General features: G+C 64.7%; 16 protein-coding genes and 1 tRNA gene. 10 read left to right on the top strand and 7 right to left on the bottom strand.

Features of this window, described 5'->3' with window-relative positions; translation table 11 throughout:
• Position 1: 1 nt before the first annotated feature.
• Positions 2-1822, bottom strand: coding sequence for an ABC transporter ATP-binding protein (locus ACROSR_RS07440; RefSeq protein WP_432683615.1), 1821 nt, complete (start codon positions 1820-1822; stop codon positions 2-4).
• 288 nt (positions 1823-2110) lie between these two features.
• Here ACROSR_RS07440 and ACROSR_RS07435 point away from each other — a divergent pair, with 288 nt between their 5' ends.
• The 4 genes from ACROSR_RS07435 (at position 2111) to ACROSR_RS07420 (ending at position 6627) form a co-directional block, all read left to right on the top strand.
• Complete coding sequence (locus ACROSR_RS07435; RefSeq protein ID WP_432683613.1) at positions 2111-3826, top strand: peptide ABC transporter substrate-binding protein; 1716 nt, start codon at positions 2111-2113, stop codon at positions 3824-3826.
• A gap of 77 nt (positions 3827-3903) precedes the next feature.
• Positions 3904-4911: an ABC transporter permease gene (locus ACROSR_RS07430; RefSeq protein ID WP_432683611.1), complete on the top strand. Its 1008-nt coding sequence runs from the start codon at positions 3904-3906 to the stop codon at positions 4909-4911.
• Positions 4904-5842, top strand: a complete 939-nt coding sequence (locus tag ACROSR_RS07425) for an ABC transporter permease (protein WP_432683609.1) — start codon at positions 4904-4906, stop codon at positions 5840-5842. The genes ACROSR_RS07430 and ACROSR_RS07425 overlap by 8 nt, the downstream gene beginning before the upstream one ends.
• 709 nt (positions 5843-6551) lie before the next feature.
• Positions 6552-6627, top strand: a tRNA-Thr gene (locus tag ACROSR_RS07420).
• Between the two features lie 226 nt (positions 6628-6853).
• Here ACROSR_RS07420 and ACROSR_RS07415 read toward each other — a convergent pair.
• From ACROSR_RS07415 to ACROSR_RS07400, 4 genes are all read right to left on the bottom strand, one after another.
• A complete protein-coding gene (locus ACROSR_RS07415) occupies positions 6854-7870 on the bottom strand; it encodes a Fe(3+) ABC transporter substrate-binding protein (protein WP_432683607.1) in 1017 nt (338 codons plus the stop codon).
• A gap of 226 nt (positions 7871-8096) precedes the next feature.
• Positions 8097-8924, bottom strand: coding sequence for a metal ABC transporter permease (locus ACROSR_RS07410; RefSeq protein WP_432683605.1), 828 nt, complete (start codon positions 8922-8924; stop codon positions 8097-8099).
• The gene (locus ACROSR_RS07405) at positions 8921-9652 is read right to left on the bottom strand and encodes an ATP-binding cassette domain-containing protein (RefSeq protein ID WP_432683603.1); all 732 of its coding nucleotides are present in this window, start codon (positions 9650-9652) and stop codon (positions 8921-8923) included. The genes ACROSR_RS07410 and ACROSR_RS07405 overlap by 4 nt, the downstream gene beginning before the upstream one ends.
• The gene (locus ACROSR_RS07400) at positions 9643-10131 is read right to left on the bottom strand and encodes a transcriptional repressor (RefSeq protein ID WP_432683601.1); all 489 of its coding nucleotides are present in this window, start codon (positions 10129-10131) and stop codon (positions 9643-9645) included. Before ACROSR_RS07400 ends, ACROSR_RS07405 begins: the two co-directional genes overlap by 10 nt.
• A gap of 103 nt (positions 10132-10234) precedes the next feature.
• On the opposite strand from ACROSR_RS07400, the gene ACROSR_RS07395 reads away from it, so the two are divergent.
• Together ACROSR_RS07395 and ACROSR_RS07390 are read left to right on the top strand one after the other, a co-directional pair.
• On the top strand, positions 10235-11272 hold the full coding sequence (locus ACROSR_RS07395) for a zinc ABC transporter substrate-binding protein (RefSeq protein WP_432683599.1): 1038 nt from the start codon (positions 10235-10237) through the stop codon (positions 11270-11272).
• Between the two features lie 112 nt (positions 11273-11384).
• A complete protein-coding gene (locus tag ACROSR_RS07390) occupies positions 11385-13268 on the top strand; it encodes an acyl-CoA synthetase (RefSeq protein ID WP_432683597.1) in 1884 nt (627 codons plus the stop codon).
• Positions 13269-13600: 332 nt separating this feature from the next.
• Here ACROSR_RS07390 and ACROSR_RS07385 read toward each other — a convergent pair whose 3' ends face one another.
• Entirely contained in the window at positions 13601-15193 is a 1593-nt protein-coding gene (locus tag ACROSR_RS07385; RefSeq protein ID WP_432683595.1) for a 2-isopropylmalate synthase, read from the bottom strand.
• A gap of 270 nt (positions 15194-15463) precedes the next feature.
• Between ACROSR_RS07385 and ACROSR_RS07380 the strand changes: the two genes are divergently transcribed.
• Both ACROSR_RS07380 and ACROSR_RS07375 read left to right on the top strand, forming a co-directional pair.
• Positions 15464-16129, top strand: coding sequence for an SDR family NAD(P)-dependent oxidoreductase (locus ACROSR_RS07380; RefSeq protein WP_432683593.1), 666 nt, complete (start codon positions 15464-15466; stop codon positions 16127-16129).
• A complete protein-coding gene (locus ACROSR_RS07375) occupies positions 16123-17652 on the top strand; it encodes a cryptochrome/photolyase family protein (protein WP_432683591.1) in 1530 nt (509 codons plus the stop codon). Before ACROSR_RS07380 ends, ACROSR_RS07375 begins: the two co-directional genes overlap by 7 nt.
• 73 nt (positions 17653-17725) lie before the next feature.
• Here ACROSR_RS07375 and ACROSR_RS07370 read toward each other — a convergent pair whose 3' ends face one another.
• Positions 17726-19138: an MORN repeat-containing protein gene (locus ACROSR_RS07370; RefSeq protein WP_432683589.1), complete on the bottom strand. Its 1413-nt coding sequence runs from the start codon at positions 19136-19138 to the stop codon at positions 17726-17728.
• Between the two features lie 146 nt (positions 19139-19284).
• On the opposite strand from ACROSR_RS07370, the gene ACROSR_RS07365 reads away from it, so the two are divergent.
• A complete protein-coding gene (locus tag ACROSR_RS07365; RefSeq protein WP_432683587.1) occupies positions 19285-20952 on the top strand; it encodes an NAD+ synthase in 1668 nt (555 codons plus the stop codon).
• Positions 20953-20996: 44 nt separating this feature from the next.
• Positions 20997-22683 (top strand): hypothetical protein (locus tag ACROSR_RS07360; RefSeq protein WP_432683585.1); only part of this gene is annotated, 1687 nt, incomplete at its 3' end.

The raw sequence follows: 22683 nt of genomic DNA, 5'->3' as shown, positions 1-22683 counted from the left end.
GTCAGTATCCGCTTTCTGATGTCAGCACGAAATGTCCGGGGTCCACCTCTTTGTAGACCGGCGGCTCGGGTTCGTAATCGACCGGGTGGATGGGCGACGGGATCGGCTTGAAATCGAGATCCTTCTCGGCCTTGCGCCGGCGCGGATCGGCGATCGGCACCGCGCGTAGCAGGGCCTGCGTATAGGGGTGCTGCGGGTTCTCGAACACTGCCGCGCGCGGCCCGCGCTCGACGATCCGGCCCAGATACATCACTCCGACATCGTGGCTGACACGTTCGACCACGGCCATGTCGTGGCTGATGAACAGGTAGCTGAGCCCCAGATCGGCCTGCAATTCCATCATCAGGTTCAGCACCTGCGCCTGCACGCTGACGTCCAGCGCGCTGACGGCCTCGTCGGCCACGATCAGCTTGGGGTTCAGCGCAAGCGCGCGGGCGATCGCCACGCGCTGCCGTTGGCCGCCCGACAGCTCGTGCGGAAAGCGCCGCAGGAAAGAGCGCGGCAATTCCACCCGGTCGAACAGCATCGCCACGCGGTCCTCCATCTCGGACTTGGTGGCAAGCCCGTAATTGCGCATCGGTTCCGATACCTGGTCGGCCAGCTTCATCTGCGGGTTGAGCGAGGCGAACGGGTCCTGGAAGATCATCTGCATGTCGACTCGCGCGCGGCGCAGATCGCGCCCCTTCAGGGCCATGATGTCGGTGCCCCCCAGCTCTACATGGCCTGCCATCGGCTCGACCAGCCGCAGGATCGAGCGTCCGGCGGTGGATTTGCCGCATCCCGACTCGCCGACAAGGCTAAGCGTGCGCCCGCGGTCGAGATCGAAGGTCAGATCCTCGACGGCATGGACATTCGCCACGGTGCGCCGCAGGAATCCGCCCTTGACCGGGAACCGCGTCGTCAGGCCACTGACATGCAGCAACCTCTCGTCATGGCCCTTGATCGGCACGATCTCGTGCGCGTCCGATCCCAGCAGGCGCATCGGTTCGGGATACGCCTTGCCGCGCATCTCGCCCAGCTTGGGCACCGCGGCCAGCAGCGCGCGGGTGTAGTCATGCGTCGGCGCCTCGAAGATCTGTTCGACCGGCCCTTCCTCTACCTTGTTGCCGCGGAACATCACCACGACCCGGTCGGCGACCTGCGCGACGACGGCCATGTCATGGGTGATGAACACCACCGCCGTGCCCGTCTCGCGCTTGAGCCGGTCGATCAGCGCGAGGATCTCGGCCTGGATCGTGACATCGAGTGCTGTCGTCGGCTCGTCGGCGATCAGCAGGCGCGGCTTGCAGGCCAGCGCCATGGCGATCACCACGCGCTGGCGCATGCCGCCCGACAACTCGTGCGGGTACTGGTCCAGCCGACGCTCGGGTTCGGGGATGCGGACCTCGCGCAGCAGCTCCAGCGCGCGGGCACGGGCCTGCTTGCGGTCCATGCCGCGATGTACCTGCAATCCTTCGGTCAATTGGCGACCCACGGTGAACACCGGGTTGAGCGCCGTCATCGGCTCCTGGAAGATCATGCCGATCTCGTTGCCGCGGATCGTGCGCATCAGGCTTTGATCGGTCTGTGCCAGATCCACCTCGCCGCCGCCCTTGCGGTCGAACATCATGCGCCCGCCGGAGATGGTGCCGCCCCCGTAGTCGATCAGACGCATCAGCGACAGCGACGAGACCGACTTGCCCGATCCGGATTCTCCGACGATGCAGACCGTCTCGCCCGCGTTGATCTCGAACGAGACATCCTCAACCCCGACCACGGTGCCGTCCTTGGTCTCGAACTCGACCCGGAGGTTCTCGATCCGGGCAATCGGCGTGTCCAGCATGCAGGGTGGCCTTTTCTCATCCGTGAAGCGCAGTGGCGAAACGCTACGCAGTTTGCGCGTGCGATGTCAAACCGTGCCCGCCGATCCTGCGGGATTTTCGAAAACATCAAATACGCCCCTTGCGTTTTGATCGAAATCCGGTCTGAGTTGGCAACCACGCGGAGTGCGGGCCGGGGCGTCAGGCCGGCGGGATCGCATCCGCGTGGAAACATGACCGGGCCGCACCCGGCAAAATCAGACGAGAGATGGCCGACCCAGAGCTGTCCAACACTGGAGGACCGAAATTCCATGACCTTGAAATCCCTGCTGCTTGGGGCGACCGCGGCGTCAAGCGTCGCCCTGATGGCACAGACCGCACAGGCCGAGCGCGGCTCTGACGGCCACGTGAACGTGATCTACTGGCAGGCGCCGTCGATCATGACCCCGTACCTGTCGGGCGGCACGAAAGAGGTCGAGGCGGCGAGCCTCGTGCTCGAACCTCTGGCGCGCTACAACGAGAAGGGCGAGCGGGTGCCCTACCTCGCGACCGAGATCCCGACCGTGGAAAACGGCGGCGTGTCCGAGGATCTCACCACGATCACATGGTCGATCAAGCCCGACCTGCAATGGTCCGACGGCTCGCCGTTCACCGCCGAGGATGTCAAGTTCACCGCCGATTACTGCATGGACCCTGAGGGCGGCTGCGCGCAGCTTGCCAAGTTCGAGGGCGTGGAGTCGGTCGAGGTGATCGACGATCTGACCGTTCAGGTCACGTTCTCTCAGCCGACACCCAACCCCTACGGCCCCTTCGTGGGCGGGCAGTCGCCGATCATCCAGGCCGATCAGTTCGCCGAGTGCACCGGCGCCCGCGCCTCGCAATGCGCCGACGAGAACTTCTATCCCATCGGTACCGGCCCCTTCAAGGTGGACGAGTTCCGACCCAATGACGTGATCTCGCTGTCGGCCAATCCCAATTACCGCGACCCCGAGAAGCCCGCCTTCGCCACGATGACCTTCAAGGGCGGCGGCGATGCCAATTCCGCCGGTCGCGCGGTGCTGGAAACCGGCGAATACGACTATGCCTGGAACCTGCAGCTTGCCCCCGACGTGATTGCCCGGATGGAAGAGGCCGGCGAGGGCGAGGCGATGTCGGCCTTCGGCACGCTGGTCGAGCGGATCGAGGTGAACCTGACCGATCCGTCGCCCGATCTGCCCGAGGGCGAGCGCGCGACCAGGGCGCACCCGCACCCGTTCCTGACAGATCCGGCGGTGCGCAAGGCGCTGTCGATGGCCCTTGACCGTGAATTGCTGACCGAGATCGGCTATGGTCAAGCCGGCCGTGCGACCTGCAACTGGGTGCCGGGGCCGGATGTCTATGCGTCCGACAACACCGACTGCATCGGTCAGGACATCGAGGGGGCCAACGCGCTGCTGGACGAGGCCGGCTGGACCGACAGCGACGGCGACGGCGTGCGCGACAAGGACGGGGTCGAGTTGTCGCTGCTGTTCCAGACCTCGACCAACGCCGTGCGCCAGGATTTCCAGGCGCTGATCAAGCAGTGGTGGGACCAGATCGGCGTCGAGACCGAGCTGCGCAACATCTCGGGCAGCGTGTTCTTCGGCGGCGATCCGGGCAGCCCTGACACCTTCCAGAAGTTCTATGCGGATGTCGAGATGTACGCCAACCTCTTCGACGGCACCGATCCGCAGAACTACCTCGCCTCGCGCACCTGCGACAAGGCCCCGCGGCCCGAAACGCAGTGGCAGGGCGAGAACATCAACCGCTATTGCGACGAGGAGTACGACGCGCTGGTCCGCGAGCTGGGCCGCACGGCGGAATTGTCGAAGCGCGCCGAGATCGCCATCAAGCTCAACAACATGATCACCCGCGATGACAACGTGATCATTCCGCTGGTCCATCGTGGTCGGGTTTCGGCGAAATCCAACACCCTGGGCGGCGTGGTCCTGAATGTCTGGGACACCGAGATGTGGAACGCCGCCGACTGGTACCGCATCGAAGAATGATCCGGGGGCGCTCCGGATAGGGGTCGGGCCATGGCCCGACCCCGTTTTGTCATCACGACCCAGCAAAGGCGCCGCGCATGCTGACCTTCACGATACGACGGCTTGTCCTGTCGATACCCACGCTGCTGTTCATCAGCCTCGTGATCTTCCTGCTGCTGGAGCTTGCCCCCGGCGATCCGATGGCGCAGGTTCCCCTGACCGTGCCGCCCGACGTCAAGGAACTGATGCGCCAGTCCCTCGGCCTTGGCGAGCCGACGCATGTCCGCTTCGGCAAGTGGATGTGGCAGTTCTTCGTGGTCGAGCCGATGATCCTGATCGACCATCTGTTCGGCACCGCGCTGGCCGAGGGCCAGCAGCGCGTGCTCAGCTGGCAATTCCGGTCGCCGGTGATGGACGTGATCGTGCAGCGCATGCCGCAGACGCTGTGGGTGGTGGCCATGTCCTACGTGGTGGGCATCCTGATCGCCCTGCCCATCGGCATCTATTCGGCCTACCGGCAATATTCGGTCTTCGACCAGGCCGGGACCTTTGTCACCATGGTGGGCTATTCGGTGCCACCGTTTTTCTCGGGCGTGCTGGTGATCGTCATCTTCTCGGTGCAGCTCGACTGGTTCCCGTCGATCTACGACACCACGCTGGAGGTGGTCGACTGGGACACGTTCAGGCAGCAGGTCCTGCAGATGGTGATGCCGGTGATGGTGCTGGCGCTGCAGACCACGGCGCAGATCAGCCGTTTCATGCGGGCCTCGATGCTCGACAATCTCAACCAGGATTACGTGCGCACCGCCCGCGCCAAGGGGCTGTCGGAATGGTCGGTGGTCATGGTGCACGTGCTGCGCAATTCCATGATCCCGGTGGTGACGGTGATCGCGCTCGGTGTGCCTTACATCTTCGGCGGCGCGATCATCACCGAACAGATCTTCAAGGTGAACGGGCTGGGCCAGCTTCTGATCACCGCGATCCAGGCCAACGACCTGCCGATGGTGCAGACCGTGACCTTCATGATCGCCGTGCTGATCGTGCTTTTTAACATCGTCGCCGACGTGCTTTACGGCGTGCTCGATCCAAGGATCCGCTATGACTGAGACCCCAGATCCCAAACCGATCGCGGCCTTGACCGAGGCGGGCCCCACCGCGCCGCCGCGCAGCCATTGGCGCGATGTCTGGGACCAGTTCAAGACGCATCGCGGCGCACTCGCGGGGATGCTGGTGCTGCTGTTCATCATTGTCGCGGTCTTTCTCGGGCCGCATGTGTGGCCCTACGACGCCACCTTCATCGACATCCGCGCCCGCAATCAGGGCCCCAGCCTGGCGCATCCCTTCGGCACCGATCAGCTTGGCCGCGACACGCTGGCGCGGATGCTGGCCGGTGGCCAGACCTCGATTTCCGTGGGGCTGACGGCGATGCTGCTGGCGCTGCTGCTCGGGTCGCTGATCGGCGTTCTGGCGGGGTTCTTTCGCTGGCTCGACGGGCCGCTGATGCGGCTGACGGACCTGTTCCTGTCGCTGCCGCTGCTGCCGCTGCTGCTGGTGATGGTGCTTTTGTTCCGCGAGGCGCTGAACGGGATCTTTGGCCCCGAGATGGGCATCTTCATCCTGATCGTCGTCGCCATCGGCGCAACCAGCTGGATGCCCACGGCGCGGATCGTGCGCGGCGACGTGCTGGCGCTGAAGGAACGCGAATTCATCCTTGCGGCTCGTTCGATCGGGACGACGAATTTCAACCTCATCACCCGGCATATCCTGCCCAACGTGATGTCGCCGATCATGGTCTCGGCCACGCTGGGGATCGCCAACGCGATCATCACCGAAAGCGCGCTGTCGTTCCTCGGCCTCGGCTTTCCGCCGGATTTCCCGACCTGGGGGCGGCTCTTGAACGATGCCACACAATACCTGACCGAGTATCCGGAACGGGTCTTCTGGCCCGGCCTGGCGATTTCGCTCACGGTTCTGGCCATCAATTACATGGGTGACGGCATGCGCGACGCGCTTGATCCCCGCATCCGGGGGCGCTGAGATCCCGGGTTGCGGGGCGTTTTCCGATCGCGCGGACCAGTGCGGTTGTCCGTGGCGCCCGGTCCGGTCGATCTGCCAGCGGCGCGATTGTTACGGACGCATTTGGGGCGTGGCGACATCTGCATGGGAAAAGTGTTTAACAGGCGGAAAACGCGGCGCTCTGTAGAGATCCGGTGACACGTGACGGCGCAAACGGGGCAGGGCGATTTTCGAAGCGGCAGGTGAACGAACGGCGCCGGTCACGCCGGCGCGACAACCTGCCGGCAGATCGCGCCCGCGCACGCCGTTCCGGGGCGAGATCGTGCCACAATGCGGCCCGGACCCCATGCGCCACGTCGCGCCAGGCAATCCTTGGGGGCAAACACGTCGCGGTCTTCGGCCTGACCATCGACAAACACGCAGCCCGCCGCACAGGATACACAGCAGAGACGTCAGCGTCGGACCATGACGATCAGCCGGCCCCAACCGCGCAACACGCCGCAGTTTCATTCATGCGGGCCGATCACATGAGACCACGATCCATCCCCCGCAATAGACCAACGTGGCCTTGATCGCGGATTTCGCGCCTTTTTGGTTGACTTGGCAGCAGGTCAAATTGTACGCGGCATTTAAGGGTTACGTTACCGTCGCAGGCGCGGATGTGATAGTGCCCAAGGCGACATGGCAGATGTGCCCAAACATGTGACGTGACATCAAAGTCATGCGTCACGCCCCTATAGCTCAGCTGGTAGAGCAACTGATTTGTAATCAGTAGGTCGGGAGTTCGAGTCTCTCTGGGGGCACCATTCCGCAAAAAACCGGTCGGGTTCTGACACGGGCGCGGGCGTGGTTGCGTTGTACACATGCGGCGTAAGGGGTGATGTTGCGACCGCAGCGCGATAGCGGGGTCACATGAGCCGGCCCGTCGCTCCGGACTGCAAGACGGGGAACGCTCCAGCCCACACCGACACATGAAAAACCCCGGGCCGATGTGCCGGCCCGGGGGTCGCGTTCGGGCGCTCTTGCGCGTGCTCAGTTCCAGCCGACCTCGTTGAAGATCGCCTGCGCCTGTGCCGCGTTCTCGGAAAACGCGGATGTCGGCGTCGTGCTGTCGGGGATGAAGATCCCCAGTTTGGCCACATGCTCGTTCATCGCCACGCCCGACAGGACGGGATACTCGTTATTGGCGTTGGCGAACTGTTCCTGCGCGGTTTCGCTTACCAGAAATTCCAGCAGTGCCGTGGCCTCTTCGGGGTTCGGCGCGTTCTTGGCAATGCCGGCGGCCGCGAGGTTGACATGCGCGCCGCGCCCGCCCTGGTTGGGCCAGACCCAGCCGATATCGTCTATGCCGCTGGTCAGCCCGTCGACCTCGCCGGCGAGGCCGCGCACGAAATAATAGGTGTTGGCCACCGCGATGTCACACTCGCCCGACACGATGCCGCGCAGCTGGTCGGTATCGCCGCCCTGCGGATCGCGCGCCATGTTGTCCACGACACCGGCGGCCCAGTCCTTGGCCGTTTCCTCGCCATGCACCTCGATGATCGAGGCCAGCAGCGATTGGTTGTAGATGTTCGAGGACGAGCGGATGCACACCTGTCCCTCATACATCGGGTCGGCGAGATCCTCGTAGGTGCGGGGCGGGTTTTCGACGCGTTCCTTGGAATAATAGATGATCCGCGCGCGCTGCGACAGCCCGGTCCACAGGTTGTCGGGGTGGCGCAGATGCGGCGGCACGTTGGTCTCGATCACGTCGGAGTCGAACGGTTGCAGCAGCCCGGCATCCACGGCTCGACCGATTCGGCCGGCATCGACCGTCATGAAGACGTCCGCCGGGCTGTTGGCGCCCTCGGCACTCATCCGCGCGATCAGCTCGTCGGCCTTGGCCTCGATCCGGTTGATGGTGATGCCGGTCTCTTCGGTGAATGCCTCGTAGAGCGCGTCGTCGCTGTCATAGTGACGGCTGGAATAAAGGTTGACCTCCTGCGCGAAGGCAGGCGCGGCCACGGCCATCAGGGCGGCGGCGCTCAGCGCGGTTTTCCAAGGGTGCATCAGCTATCCTTTCGGGTTTCCAAGTGAATTCGTAAGGGATGCATACGAATTGCCGAGTGAAACTGTCAATAATAAATTCCGACAAATTCCGTAGGATGTTCGGCCGGGTCGGCGTCATGTCCCGATCGAGGTCTCTTGACGTATCAAGGGGTTCGGCACCGCCTTCGAATGGCGGGATGCGGTGGGGCGGGGCGGTCGAAACCTTTGGCCTGAAAGGATGTTCGGGCTAAAGCCCCGGCGCGCTAGGCGCCGCGCCGCGCCGCCTGCGCCACAGCCCGCAGGCGGTTGTGGTCGCGGCGAAGATCAACGCGGCAGCGCAGACGATCGACGGCCCCGTCGGCGTGTCAAAGGTGAACGACGCGCGCAGGCCGCCGAGGGCGGCGACGGATGCGATCCCCGCCGCGATTGCCGCCATGCGTTCCGGCGTCGCGGCCAGCGGGCGCGCGGCGGCGGCGGGGATGATCAGCATCGCTGCGATCAGCAGCACCCCCACCACCTTGATCGCCACCGCCACCACGACGGCCAGCGCCAGAGTGAGCACCAGTTGCTCGCGCCGTGGATCCATGCCTGCCGCATAGGCCAGATCGGGGCTGAGCGTCGCGGTCAGCAGCGCCTGCCAGCGCCAGAACAGCAGCCCCAGCACCAGCGCGGCCCCCCCCCAGATCACCGCCAGATCGGCCTTCGACACCGCGAGGATATCGCCGAACAGATACGCCATCAGGTCGATCCGCACCCCTGACAGGAACGACACCGCGACCAGCCCGAAGGCCAGCGCCGAATGCGCCAGCACCCCCAGCAGCGTGTCCATCGCGAAACCGCGTCCGGCCAACGTCGAGACCGTCGTCGCCATGATCAGCGACATCACCAGCGCCCCGGCGAAGATCGACATGGAAAACGACAGCGCCATCGCCACGCCAAGGATCGCGGCATGCGCCGTTGCATCGCCGAAATAGGCCATGCGCCGCCAGACCACGAAACTGCCAAGGGGGGCGGCGGCCACCGCGACGCCCAGGCCCGCGAGGGCGGCGCGGATCATGAAGTCGTCCAGCATCATTCGGCGGCCTCCGGCGCGGGATCGTGTGCGTGGTTGTGATCGTGACGGTAGAGCGCCAGCGCGCCTTGCGTGCCGCTGCCGAACAGCGCGCGGTATTCGTCGGCCTGCGCGACAACCTCGGGGCGGCCCTCGCAGCAGACATGGCCGTTGAGGCAGATCACCCGGTCGCTGGCGCTCATCACCACGTGCAATTCGTGACTGACCATCAGCACGGCGCAGCCCAGCTCGCGGCGGACCTCGGCGATGCGGGCATAGAATGCCGCCGATCCCGGCTGGTCCAGCCCTTGCGTCGCCTCGTCGAGGATCAGCAGGTCGGGTTTCTCCAACAGCGCGCGCGCCAGCAGCACCCGCTGGAACTGCCCGCCCGACAGGTCCGTCATCTGCCGCGTTCGCAGATCCGGCAGCCCGGCCCGGTCGAGCGCCGTGCGCACATCCGCCACCGGATGACGGCGCGGCAGGCCCAGGAACCGTGTCACCGTCAGCGGCAGCGTCGGGTCGATATGCAGCCGTTGCGGCACGTAGCCGATCCGCAGGCCCGACGCGTGGTGCACCGTGCCATGCGTCGGGCGGACCGCGCCGATCAGCGCGCGCAGCAGCGTCGATTTGCCCGACCCGTTGGGGCCGACGATGGTCACGATCTCGCCGCGGTCGATGCTCAGGCTGACATCGTGCAGCACCGTCGCGCCGCCAAGCCGTACCGCAAGGCCCTCGGTCTCGATCAGGCGCATGCTGTATGCCCGTCGCGGCAATTGGGGCACAGGCCAATGGCCTCGATCACCGCCTGTTCGATGGCGAATCCCGCCATGTCCGCCGCGCGTCCAAGGATGCCGCGCGTCGGTTCGGCCTGCGCCTCGGCCACGGCATCGCAACTGCGGCAGATCAGGAAGGCGGGGGTGTGTGTTTCGCCCGGATGGGTGCAGGCGATAAAGGCGTTCAGCCGCTCGATCTTGTGCACGAAGCGATGCGTTACCAGAAAATCCAGCGCCCGGTAGGCGACGGGGGGCTGGGACCCCATGCCCTCGGCGCGCAACACGTCAAGGATGTCGTACGCCCCCATTGCGCGGTGCTCGCTCAGCAGGATCTCCAGCACGCGGCGGCGCACGGCCGTGAGTTGCAACTTTTCTGCGGTGCAATGCGCCTCGACCGTCTGCAGCGCGCCCTGCACGCAGCTTTTGTGATCGTGTCTGGCAAATCCGATCGTGTCCATGCCGGGCCTCCGGGGTCGGGGAATTTCCGGCTTGATATGTTATAGGATTACAATTATCAAGTGCCGTGAAGCGTTATATTATCACATCAACAAGGGGCTGCACATGTCGAACCGTTTCATTGCAACACTGACCGTCGGGATGGGGTTTGCCGGGGCGGGCTGGGCCGAGGTGCCGAATGTTGCCACCGATATCACGCCGGTGCATTCGCTGGTGGCACAGGTGATGCAGGGTGTGGGCGAACCGGCGCTGATCGTGGCGCCCGGTGCAACCCCGCACGGCTATGCCATGCGTCCCTCGGATGCCGCGGCGCTGGATCGCGCGGATATCGTCGTCTGGATCGGCGCCGGGCTGACGCCGTGGCTGGAAGATGCGATCGGCACGCTGGCCGCCGATGCGCACAGCCTTTCGCTGCTGAACGCGCCCGACACCCGGACGCTGCCTTTCCGGCAGGGCGCGACCTTCGCCGCGCATCAGCACGGGGATGACGGCGATCACGATGACCATGCGCATGACGACCATGATCACGCGCATGAAGGCCATGCGCACGATGATCACGGGCATGACGATCACGGTCACGACGATCGCGGGGATGATCATGACCACGGCGACCACGCCAATGAGGGCACCGATCCGCATGCCTGGCTCGACCCGGCCAACGCGCGCGCGTGGCTATCGCTCATCGCCGCGGAACTGGCGGAACACGATCCCGAGAACGCCGCGCGCTACATGGCCAACGCCGACGCCGCCCGTGACGCGATCTCCAGCCTCGAGGCCGAGATCACCGGGCAGCTCGCGCCGGTCGGCGACGTGCCGTTCCTCGTCTTTCACGACGCCTACCAGTATTTCGAGACCAGCTTTGGCGTGGCTGCCGCCGGGGCGATCTCCCTCAGCGACGCCTCGGACCCGAGCGCCGCGCGCATCGCCGAGCTGCGCGACCTCGCGGCGGCGCGCGACATCGCCTGTGTCTTCGCCGAGCCGCAATTCGATCCCAAGCTGGTTGAGACCGTCTTCGGCGGCGTGGCGCGTCACGGCGTCGTCGATCCGCTGGCGACCGGGGTGACACCGGGGCCTGATCTTTACCTGACGCTGATGGGCGACATGGCCGATGCGATGACAGAATGTCTTGGCGGACCCGACTGAGCACTGGGAAAACGCAGCGTCAGCCTTGCGCCGTCGCCCGTTCGCGCACATCCTGAGCCACAGGGAATAGCCCCGCCGGGGAGAGCGGGGACAGACAGGGGAGAACGGATAGATGGGCTTCACATCGCGACAGGATGCGCTCGACATTCAGAACGAGATGCCATGGGAGTCGCGCGAGCGGCCAAAGACCCTCTACCAGATGCTCAGCGAGACGACGCGCGCCTTTCCCGACCGACCGGCGATCAGCTATCAGTTGCAATCGGGTCCGAACGACAAGGCGCACACCCTTACGTGGCAGCAGTTCCACGACCAGTGCTGTCAGGCCGCGAACCTTTTTCGCAGCCTGAAGCTGGCCGAGGATGACGTGATCGCCCTCGTCCTGCCCAACACGCTGGAGACGGCCGTGGCCACTATCGGCGGGGCCATCGCGGGAATCGTCAACCCGATCAATCCGCTGCTGGAACCCGAACAGATCGGCGCCATACTGCGCGAGACGGAGGCGAAGGTCGTCGTCACGCTCAAGGCCTTCCCCAAGACCGACATCGCCCAGAAGACCGCCGAGGCCGTGCGCCACGCGCCCGGCGTGCACACCGTCTACGAGATCGATCTCAACCGCTACCTGACCCCGCCCAAAAGCTGGATTGTCCCGCTGATCCGCCCGAAGAACCCGACCGGCCACCATGCCGACCTGCGCGATTTCAACAAGGCCATGGCGGCGCAGCCGAAAACGCTGAGCTTTGCCGACAGCAACACGGACCGCGTGGCGGCCTATTTCCACACCGGCGGCACCACCGGCATGCCCAAGGTGGCGCAGCACAAGTATTCCGGCATGATCTACAATGGCTGGATCGGGCACACGCTGCTGTTCACGGAACGCGACAACGTGATGTGTCCGCTGCCGCTGTTTCACGTCTTCGCCTGCCACGTGATCCTGATGTCCTGCCTCAAATCCGGGGCGCATGTCGTCTTTCCGACGCCGGCCGGCTATCGCGGCGACGGCGTGTTCGACAATTTCTGGAAGCTCTGCGAACGCTGGAAGATCAGCTTCGTGATCACCGTCCCGACGGCCGTCTCGGCGCTGATGCAGCGCAAGGTGGATGCCGATCTCTCGACCGTCAAGAACGCGTTTTCCGGCTCGGCCCCGATGCCGATGGAACTGTTCAAGCGCTTCGAAGGTGCCACCGGCATCACCGTGATCGAGGGCTACGGGCTGACCGAGGCCACGTGCCTCGTCTCGGCCAACCCGCCCGAGGGCGAAAAGAAGGTCGGCTCGGTCGGCGTGCCCTTTCCCTATACGGATGTGCGGATCATCCGGGAAACAGCCAATGGCCCGATCGATTGCGAGACCGACGAGGTGGGCGAGATCTGCATCTCCAATCCCGGCGTCTATACCGGCAACACCTATACCGAGGCCGAAAAGAACAAGGCGCTCTATTTTTACGACAGGTATCTGCGTACCGGCGATCTGGGACGCATCGACGCCGACGGCTATCTGTGGATCACCGGGCGCGCCAAGGATCTGATCATCCGCGGCGGGCACAATGTCGACCCGGCGGAAATCGAAGAGGCGCTGATGGCGCATAGCCACGTGGCCGTGGCGGGCGCGATCGGGCAACCCGACGCGCATGCCGGCGAGATCCCCTGCGCCTATGTCGAACTGGTCGAGGGCGGCACGGCGACCGGCGCGGACCTGCTGGAGCATTGCAAGATCCATGTCCACGAGCGCGCCGCGATCCCCAAACATGTCGAAGTGCTGGACGAGCTGCCCAAGACCGCCGTCGGCAAGGTCTTCAAGCCCGACCTGCGCAAGCGCGCGATCATGCGCATCTACAACGCCGCGCTGGAAAAGCAGGGGCTGCCGGCACAGGTCACCGCCGTCGTGGATGACAAGAAACGCGGCCTTGTCGCACAGCTCACCCGCACCGGCGAGGTGGATGACGCGGCCATCAGCCACGTCCTCGGCCAGTTCACCCGGCCGTGGGAGTGGGCCGAGTAGGCAGGACGGATGAACTCCCCGGCGCGATACGCGGCGCACCGCGCCGCAGCGCCATCGCATGTCCGCCCCGTCGCACCACAGGTGGGCCAGATAACATAGGCACGCCTCCGGTGTGACGGACAGGCGATTTGTTAAAGTTGGCGCGTCGAGCCGCGCTTTTTCGCGATTTTGGAGATAAAGCGGGTTGAAAATCCGTCGTGTCGCCTGCCTGCGGACATGAGAAGGTTCCACTTTCGCCGATGCGCAACACGGCTGATATCACGCCCATACTAAAAGGCCCCAATGCCATCGCATTGGGGCCTCTCCTGTCTCATTTCGGTTCGCGCGAGGCGTCAGGACACGTCCTTGTAGCTGACCTCGCGCCCGTCCGCGCCGGTCTTTTCGCGCCGCACCAACAGACGGTTGAGCGCGTGGACATACGCCTTGGCCGAGGCGACCACCGTGTCGGTATCGGCCGACTGTCCGGTGACGATGCGGCCCTCTTCCTCCATCCGCACTGACACCGTGGCCTGCGCGTCGGTGCCCTCGGTGACCGCGGCCACCTGGTAAAGCTGCAACTTTGCCTCATGCGGGAAAAGCTGTTTGACGGCGTTGAAGGTCGCGTCCACCGGCCCGTCGCCGCTGGCCTCGGTGCTGTGCTCGGCGCCGTCGATCACCATGGTCAGCGTGGCCTTCTGGGGCCCGTGCGTGCCGCAGATCACCTGCAGATCCTTGATCTGCAAGCGGTCGCTTTCCCCGTCGATTCCGGCATGCACCAGCGCGATGAGATCCTCGTCATAGACCTCTTTCTTGCGGTCGGCCAGTTCCTTGAACCGCACGAACACGTCGCCCAACTGATTGTCGGCCAGATCGAAGCCCAGATCGTGCAGCTTGGACCGAAGGGCTGCGCGCCCCGAATGCTTGCCCATCACGATGTTGGTGGCGGCAAGGCCGACATCCTCGGGGCGCATGATCTCGAAGGTTTCGGCGTTCTTGAGCATGCCGTCCTGATGGATGCCGCTCTCGTGGGCAAAGGCGTTCTTGCCGACGATGGCCTTGTTGGGCTGCACCGAAAAGCCCGAGATGGTCGCGACCCGGCGCGAGATGTTCATGATCTTGCGGGTGTCGATGCCGGTGGAATAGGGCATGATGTCGCCGCGGACGCGCAGCGCCATCACCACCTCTTCCAGCGCGGTGTTGCCGGCGCGCTCGCCCAGGCCGTTGATCGTGCACTCGATCTGACGCGCGCCGCCGGCGACGGCGGCCAGCGCGTTGGCCGTGGCCAGCCCCAGATCGTTATGGCAATGCGTTGCGAAGACGATCTCGTCCGCGCCCGGCACCTCGTTGATCAGCCGACGAATGAGATCGGCGGATTCCACCGGTGCGGTATAGCCCACCGTGTCGGGGATGTTGATCGTCGTCGCCCCGGCCTTGATCGCGATTTCCACGACGCGGGCAAGGTAATCCCATTCGGTCCGCGTGGCATCCATCGGTGACCATTGCACGTCGTCACAGAGATTGCGCGCATGGCTCACCGTTTCGTGGATGCGATCGGCCATCTCGTCCTTGGTCAGGTTCGGGATGGCGCGGTGCAGCGGCGAGGTGCCGATGAAGGTGTGGATGCGCGGCGAATTGGCATGCTTCACCGCGTCCCAGCAGCGGTCGATATCCTGCAGGCTGGCGCGCGCCAGACCGCAGATCGTGGCGTTTTTCGTCTGTTTGGCGATCTCGGCGACGGCGCGGAAATCCCCCTCGGACGCGACGGGAAACCCTGCCTCGATGATATCGACGCCCATCTCGTCGAGCAGCGCCGCGATTTCCAGCTTTTCCTCGTGGCTCATCGTGGCACCCGGCGATTGCTCACCGTCGCGCAGGGTGGTGTCGAAAATGACCACCCTGTCCTTGTGCGTCTCCGGGGAAACGCGGTCCTTGGTCTGATCTGTCATGTCGGGTCTCTTTCAATAAATCCTAAGCCTGTGGCGCGAAACGGGCACATCCTCTGAGCGGTCGCGCCAAGACGGCACGCTCAGAGGCGGCTTAGGCCTAGCAGAACGGCGCGCAGGCCGCGCCGGGGGGCGCGGGGCAGGGCGGGGATATGGTTCTGCGTCATCATGTCCAAAATCATACGCGCCGTGCGGCGCGTTGAAAACCCCGAATTTCGGATAGGTGCGCGATCCGGGCTTGAACCAAGTGCGGGCGCGGCTAGCTTCACGGATATGAAAAATGCATTGATCATCGGGGCCTCGGGCGGCATCGGACAGGCCATGTGCGATGCGCTGAAGGCTCGAGGCGTCGCCGTCACCGGCTTGTCACGCAGCCGCGACGGGTTGGACGTCACCGACGAGGCCTCGGTCGAATCCGCCCTTGGCGCGCTCGACGGCCCGTTCGACCTTATTTTCGTGGCCACCGGCGCGCTTGAAATCGATGGCGCGACACCCGAGAAAGCGCTGAAGCATATCGACCCCAAGGCGATGATGGACCAGTTCCGCCTGAATTGCATCGGCCCGTCGCTGGTGCTCAAACACGCCGTGCGCCTGTTGCCGCGCAAGGAGCGCTCGGTCTTCGCGGCGCTTTCCGCGCGCGTGGGCTCCATCGGCGATAACGATTACGGCGGTTGGTACAGCTATCGCACCGCCAAGGCGGCGCTCAACCAGATGATCCATACCGGCGCGATCGAGCTCTCGCGCAAGCACCGCGAGGCAATCTGCGTGGCGCTGCATCCCGGCACGGTCGAGACGGCCTTCACCGAGAAATATGTCAGCCGCCACCCCTCCGTGCCGCCCGAAGAGGCCGTGCAGAACCTGCTGGGCGTGATCGACAGTCTGACGGCCGAGCATACCGGCCAGTTCTACGACTGGCAGGGCGCGCGCGTGCCATGGTAGCGCGTCTGGTGCTGGTCCTAGGTGACCAGCTGTCGCCCGATCTCTCGGCCCTGCGCGACGCCGACAAGGACAGCGATATCGTCGTGATGGCCGAGGTCATGGACGAGGCGCGCTACGTCCCTCACCACCCCAAGAAGATCGCGCTGGTGCTGTCGGCCATGCGGCATTTCGCCGAAAGTTTGCGCGCCGACGGCTGGCAGGTTGCCTACACAAGGATGGATGACCCGGACGCTACCCGCTCGATCACCGGCGAGTTGGTGCGCCGCGCCGACGAACACGGCACCACGGATGTGCTGGCGACCCGCCCCGGCGAGTGGCGGTTGATCGAGGCGCTGGACAACGCGCCGCTGACCGTGACGCAATTGCCCGATGACCGCTTTGTCTGCAGCCTTGACGAGTTCGACACTTGGGCCGAGGGCCGCAAGGAATTGCGGATGGAGTATTTCTACCGCGAGATGCGCCGCAAGACCGGCCTGATGATGGATGGCGACAAACCCGCGGGCGGCAAGTGGAATTTCGACCACGACAACCGCAAGCCCGCCAAGACCGATCTTTTGCGGGCCGAGCCGATGGCGTTCACACCCGATGAAATCACCGAAGAGGTGCTCGACCTGGTCGAATCGACTTTTCCAAGCAATTTCGGCGCGCTGCGCCCGTTCTGGTTCGGCGTGACGACCGAACAGGCCCATCGCGCACTCGATCACTTTGCGCGTCATCTGCTGCCGGGCTTCGGCGATTTTCAGGATGCGATGTTGCAGGATGACCGTTTCCTGCACCATTCAATCCTGTCGGTCTATCTCAATATCGGGCTGCTGTCGCCGATGGAGATCTGCGAGCGCGTGGTCGAAGAATGGCAGAAAGGGAACGTGCCCATCAACGCCGCCGAAGGCTACATCCGGCAGGTCATCGGCTGGCGCGAATACATGCGCGGGATCTATTTTCGCGAAGGCCCGGATTACACCACGCGCAACACGCTGGGGCATCGCCGCGCGCTGCCGCCGCTATACTGGGGCGCCGAGACGAAGATGAACTGCATGGCGCAAGCCGTCGGCCAGACCCAAGACGAGGCGTATGCCCATCACATACAGAGGCTGATGGTCACCGGCAATTTCGCGCTGCTGGCCGGCATCGACCCGGCCGAGGTGCATGAATGGTACCTTGCCGTCTATGCCGACGCCTATGAATGGGTCGAGGCGCCGAACGTCATCGGGATGAGCCAGTTTGCCGATGGCGGCATCATCGCGTCGAAACCCTATGTGTCCTCGGGCAATTACATCGCCAAGATGTCGGATTATTGCAACCATTGCGCCTATTCGGTGAAACAGAAGACCGGCGAGGGGGCGTGCCCGTTCAACCTGCTGTACTGGGATTTCCTGGTGCGCCATCGCGAACGGTTCGCGCGCAATCCGCGCATGGGGCCGGTCTTTCGCACATGGGACAAGATGAACGAGGACCGCCGCGACGCGGTGCTGCAAGGTGCGGCACAAGTTCTGGAAGATCTCGACGCGGGCCGCACTGTGTAGGATTGGATCACCGGAAATCTTGGAAATTCCGGCGTGAAAAGTCCGACGCTGTCTGGCGCGTGATGCGGTCGCGTCAGTCGCCGTTTTCGATGTTGCGGGTCAAGGCACCGTCCTGCCAGTCGCCGCTGGCCTCTTCGCCGCTGCTATAGCGCATCGTGCCCTCGCCCTGACGCTTGCCGGCCTTGAACATGCCCTCGTAGACATCGCCGTTGGTGTAGGTCGCCACGCCACGCCCGGATATTTCGCCGTCTTGCCATTCGCCCTCGTAGGTGAAGCCGTCGGGCATGGTGATGCTGCCCTGCCCATGGCGCTGACCGTCGACGAAATCCCCCTCGTAGACGGTGCCGTCGGGATAGGTCGCGGTGCCACGCCCGTGGCGCTGCCCGCGCTGCCACTCGCCCTCGTAGCGGTAGCCGTCGGGATAGGTCATGATGCCCTGACCGTGATAAGCGGCATCCGCGAACTCGCCCTCGTAGACGACACCGCCGGGATAGGTCGCCCGTCCTGTGCCGTCGATCACGCCCCCGACCCAGTCACCCTCGTAGGTGGCCCCGTCGGGATAGGTGATCCGACCCGGCCCGTTGGGCAGGTCGTCGCGGAAGCGTCCGGTATAGACAGAGCCGTCGGGATAGCTCACGCGCCCCTCGCCAGAGATGTTGCCGGCGCGCCATTCGCCCTCGTAGCGGTAGCCGTCGCTGCCGGTGAAGGTGCCCTGACCGTGGCGGCGGTCATCGCGGAACCCCCCCTCGTAGACGTCGCCATTGGCGTAGGTCACGCGCCCCTCGCCCTCACGCTGCCCGGCGACGAGGTTGCCCTCGTAGACATCGCCGTTGGCCTGGGTCAGTGTGCCGCGCCCGTCGATCTGGCCGTCCTGCCACTGCCCCTCGTAGATCAGCCCGTCAGGCATGGTCAGCTTGCCGGTCCCCTCGCGCGCGCCGCGCGCGACGGCCCCCTCGTAGACGGCACCGTCGGGATAGGTGATCATGGCCTGCCCGTCCTTGACGCCGCGCACCCAGGTGCCCTCGTAGACGTACCCGCCGGGGGTCTCCATCCGGCCGCGCCCGTGATGCATCGCGTCGAGGAACCCGCCCTCATAGCGCACGCCGTTGGCATAGACCGCGACCCCCTCGCCGGTGATCTTGCCGTCCTGCCACTGCCCTTCGTAGGTGCCGCCATCGGCGAACACGATGCGGCCCTCGCCATGCGGCTTGCCGCGCCTGAACGCGCCTTCGTAGACCGATCCGTTGGGAAACCGCGCCACGCCGGTCCCTCGGATCTCGCCGTCGACCCAGTCGCCGGAATACTCATAGCCGTTGGGCAGCGTGTAGGTGCCGGTGCCGTGTTGCAGCCCGTCCTTGAATGTACCCTCGTAAATGCCGCCATCGTCGTACTGCTTGGTCCTGACCTCGTCCTGCTGGGCCGCGGCAAGGGTCGCCGTACCGCAGGCGGCGGCCGCGACGATGGCTCGTGTCAGTGAAAATGTCATGATCGCCCCGATGCCAGAACCCGCTCTTGGTCTCGGGCGCAAAGCTACTGGACACCGAGGGGCGTGACAACGGGTTTCGGGCAAATCGGCTTTCCCTCGCGCAGCGATCTGCTAAGTCAAACGCAGGACGCGAAAGGGGCATGCACATGGCTGACAGGTTCCGCCTGACACTGGCACAACTCAACGCCACGGTTGGCGATCTGGCCGGCAACGCCGCGCGCGCGCAGGCCGCGTGGCAAACCGCGCGCGAGGCCGGCGCAGACATGGTGGCTTTCCCTGAGATGTTCGTCACCGGCTACAACCCGCAGGACCTGGTGATGAAACCCGCTTTCCACCAGGCCGCCATCGCGCAGATCGAGCAGCTCGCGCGCGACTGCGCGGACGGCCCGGCCATCGCCATCGGCGGGCCGGCGCTGGAAGGCGTCGCGCTTCACAACGCCTATTACATCCTGCAAGGCGGTCGCATCACCGCCCGCGTTTTCAAGCACCACCTGCCCAACGAGACGGTGTTCGACGAAAAGCGCCTCTATACCAGCGGCGATGTCGCCGGTCCCTACACGGTCGGCCCCGTCCGCATCGGCAGCCCGGTCTGCGAGGATGCCTGGCACGAGGATGTGTCCGAGACTCTGGCAGAGACCGGCGCGGAACTGCTTCTGGTGCCCAACGGCTCGCCACATTACCGCGGCAAGATCACCACCCGCCAGAACCTGATGGTCGCGCGGGTGATCGAGACCGGGCTGCCGCTGGTCTATCTCAACCTCGTCGGCGGGCAGGACGACCAGATCTTCGACGGCGGCAGCTTCGTGCTCAACCCCGGCGGATCGCTGGCGCTGCAAATGCCGATGTTCGAAGAGGCCATCGCGCATGTCGATTTCACCCGTGACGCCGACGGCTGGCATGCGGACCAAGGCCCCCTCGCGCATGTCCCGGACGAGCTGGAGCAGGACTATGCCGCCACCGTGCTGGCCCTGCGCGATTACCTGCGCAAGGCCGGGTTTTCGCGTGTCCTGCTCGGCCTCTCCGGCGGTGTCGACAGCGCCATCGTCGCCACCATCGCCGTCGATGCGCTGGGCGCCGGGAACGTGCGCTGCGTGATGCTGCCGTCGGAATATACCTCCCCCCACTCGCTGGAGGATGCGCAGGCGGTCGCAAAAAATCTCGGATGTCATTACGATTTCGTTCCCATAGACGAGGGCCGCGCGGCGATCACCGCCACCCTTGCGCCGCTCTTCGAGGGGCGCGAGCCGGACGTGACCGAGGAAAACCTGCAATCGCGCCTACGCGGGCTGCTGCTCATGGCGCTCAGCAACAAGTTCGGCGAGATGCTGCTGACCACCGGCAACAAGTCCGAGGTCGCTGTCGGCTACGCCACGATCTACGGCGACATGGCGGGCGGCTACAACCCGATCAAGGATCTCTACAAGACCCGCGTCTTCGACCTCTGCCGCTGGCGCAACACGCATCACCGCGACTGGATGATGGGGCCAGAAGGCTCCGTCATCCCGCCCCGCGTGATCGACAAGCCCCCGAGTGCAGAGCTTGCCGCCGACCAGAAGGACAGCGACTCGCTGCCCGACTACCCGGTGCTCGACGCCATCCTGCAGATCCTCGTGGACGAGGACGGGTCGATCTCGGATTGCGTCGCGGCAGGCTACGACGCCGCCGACGCGAAAAAGGTCGAGCACCTTCTCTACATCAGCGAATACAAGCGCTTCCAGTCCGCCCCCGGCGCGCGCCTGTCCAAACGCGCCTTCTGGCTCGACCGCCGCTATCCCATCGTGAACCGCTTCCGCGACGGGTCCGGCTCGGACTAACCCGCCGCTGGACAACCACCCCGCTCCGGGGCAGGCTACGTGGCATGACAGTGATCCAGGATATCAAAGACGAACATAGCCTTCGGGTGTGGCTGGAAGACCAGCCGCGCGAGGTCTCCGTCTGGATCGCCTCGCGCGCGGCGGCGCGGTTATTGCCGGTCTGGTGGGACTCGGTGCTGATTGGGGACTGGGCCGACGAACCTGATTTTACAGCGCTTCCGGTCTTGCGAAACCTCTTGATATCGTCGGTCGCGGTTTTTGTGCCGCATGACGATATCAAATCCGCTGCCCAAGCCACCGTCGATAGAGCCGACGCCGCTACTAGCAAAGTCGCCTCTGCCACCAGCGCCGGCATCTCTCAGTCCAACGCCGACCCCATCTCCAACGCAACCGCCGAAGACGCCACTGCCGGCACCTGCTACGCCGTCGCTTACGGTGCCGCCTGCGCTGCCTGCGCCGCCGAAGACGCACACGCCGCTTACGCTGCCGTTACCGCTGCGCGCGCCGCCACAGACGCCACCGCTTGGCGGGCCATCAGAAGCGATGCCGAACGGGCGTCAGAACGTCGATTGCCCGACGCCCTGCCACTCTGGCCAGACGGGCTAAGATTCTTTGGAAGGGCTTGGTCATACATCAAGGCACAGGTTGCCGCGTCGCCCGATGCCGCCGACTGGCAATTCTGGCTCGACTGGTACGACGCGCAGGTTGCCGGTCGCACGATGCTCCCCGACTCCGCCCGCACATGGGACATGCTCGAAAAGATCGCCCTGATCGACCCCGCCACATGGGACGCAGGGCCAGAGGTGGTGAACCCCGTGATCCGCGAGATCTGGGAGGGGTATCGCGCGAAACCCAAAATAGAGTTATTCAAGGCGACGCTCTACGATTTCCGCTTCGATCAGATGGCGCATGTCATGCGGGCCGTGCCCATGCCCGAGGATTGGGAAACGCTGACCGATCCAGATCACTTGCAACGATTCCTCAACGACGCGCTGGATTTGCGCGAGGATATGAACGACCTCCGCGATGCATTCGAAGCGGAAGGCACGAGGATGCAGGGCGCGGGCATGACTTGCACCTATCTGTCGAAGGTTCTGGAAGAGTTGGAAAACGCAGAAACCGTTGGCGCGTTGCGTGTTGGCAAGCTGGTGGAATGGGGCCGCATTCTTGAGGCGACCGCGCTGCGCGAGGATACCAAGCGCGAATTCGGGCCGATGGCCGAGCCTTTCAGCTTGGCGGTGGACAAACTGAAGGGATTGGTCCGCGATCACTTCGCGCACACTTTGGCGCGTTTCAGCCAGTTGCGCGATATCCGGCTGGAAGCGGATGCATCGCCTTGGGAGGTTCTGAAGGAACTTCGTGATATCGTGGCGAATGTCCGAAGCGGGGCCGAGGGCGCATTGCCGCCGTTAGACGGAACGGACGCGGCGGTTCTCGATGACATACTCGACAGCATCGACCGTATGGTGCGCGAACTGGACCAGACGAGCGGAGAAGATGCCCGAAGCGGCCTGAAACGCGAAATCGATTTCCAGATGGCGAAGGTCGCAGCAACCGCCGGCCTCTACGGCGAAAAGGCGCGCAAGGCGGCAAGTGTGACCAAAACCGGCGGAGAGACCGCCGACGAGATCCTGAAATGGGAAAAACGCGGCACAGATGGGATGGTTGCCGCCCTCCCCGGACGGCATCGCGATGTGCCAAGAAGGTGGTGTTGGAACCACAAAGCGGAGA

The sequence above is a fragment of the Roseovarius tibetensis genome (assembly GCF_050896375.1).
Taxonomy (GTDB): domain Bacteria; phylum Pseudomonadota; class Alphaproteobacteria; order Rhodobacterales; family Rhodobacteraceae; genus Roseovarius; species Roseovarius tibetensis.
This window is presented reverse-complemented; position numbering and strand designations above follow the sequence as displayed.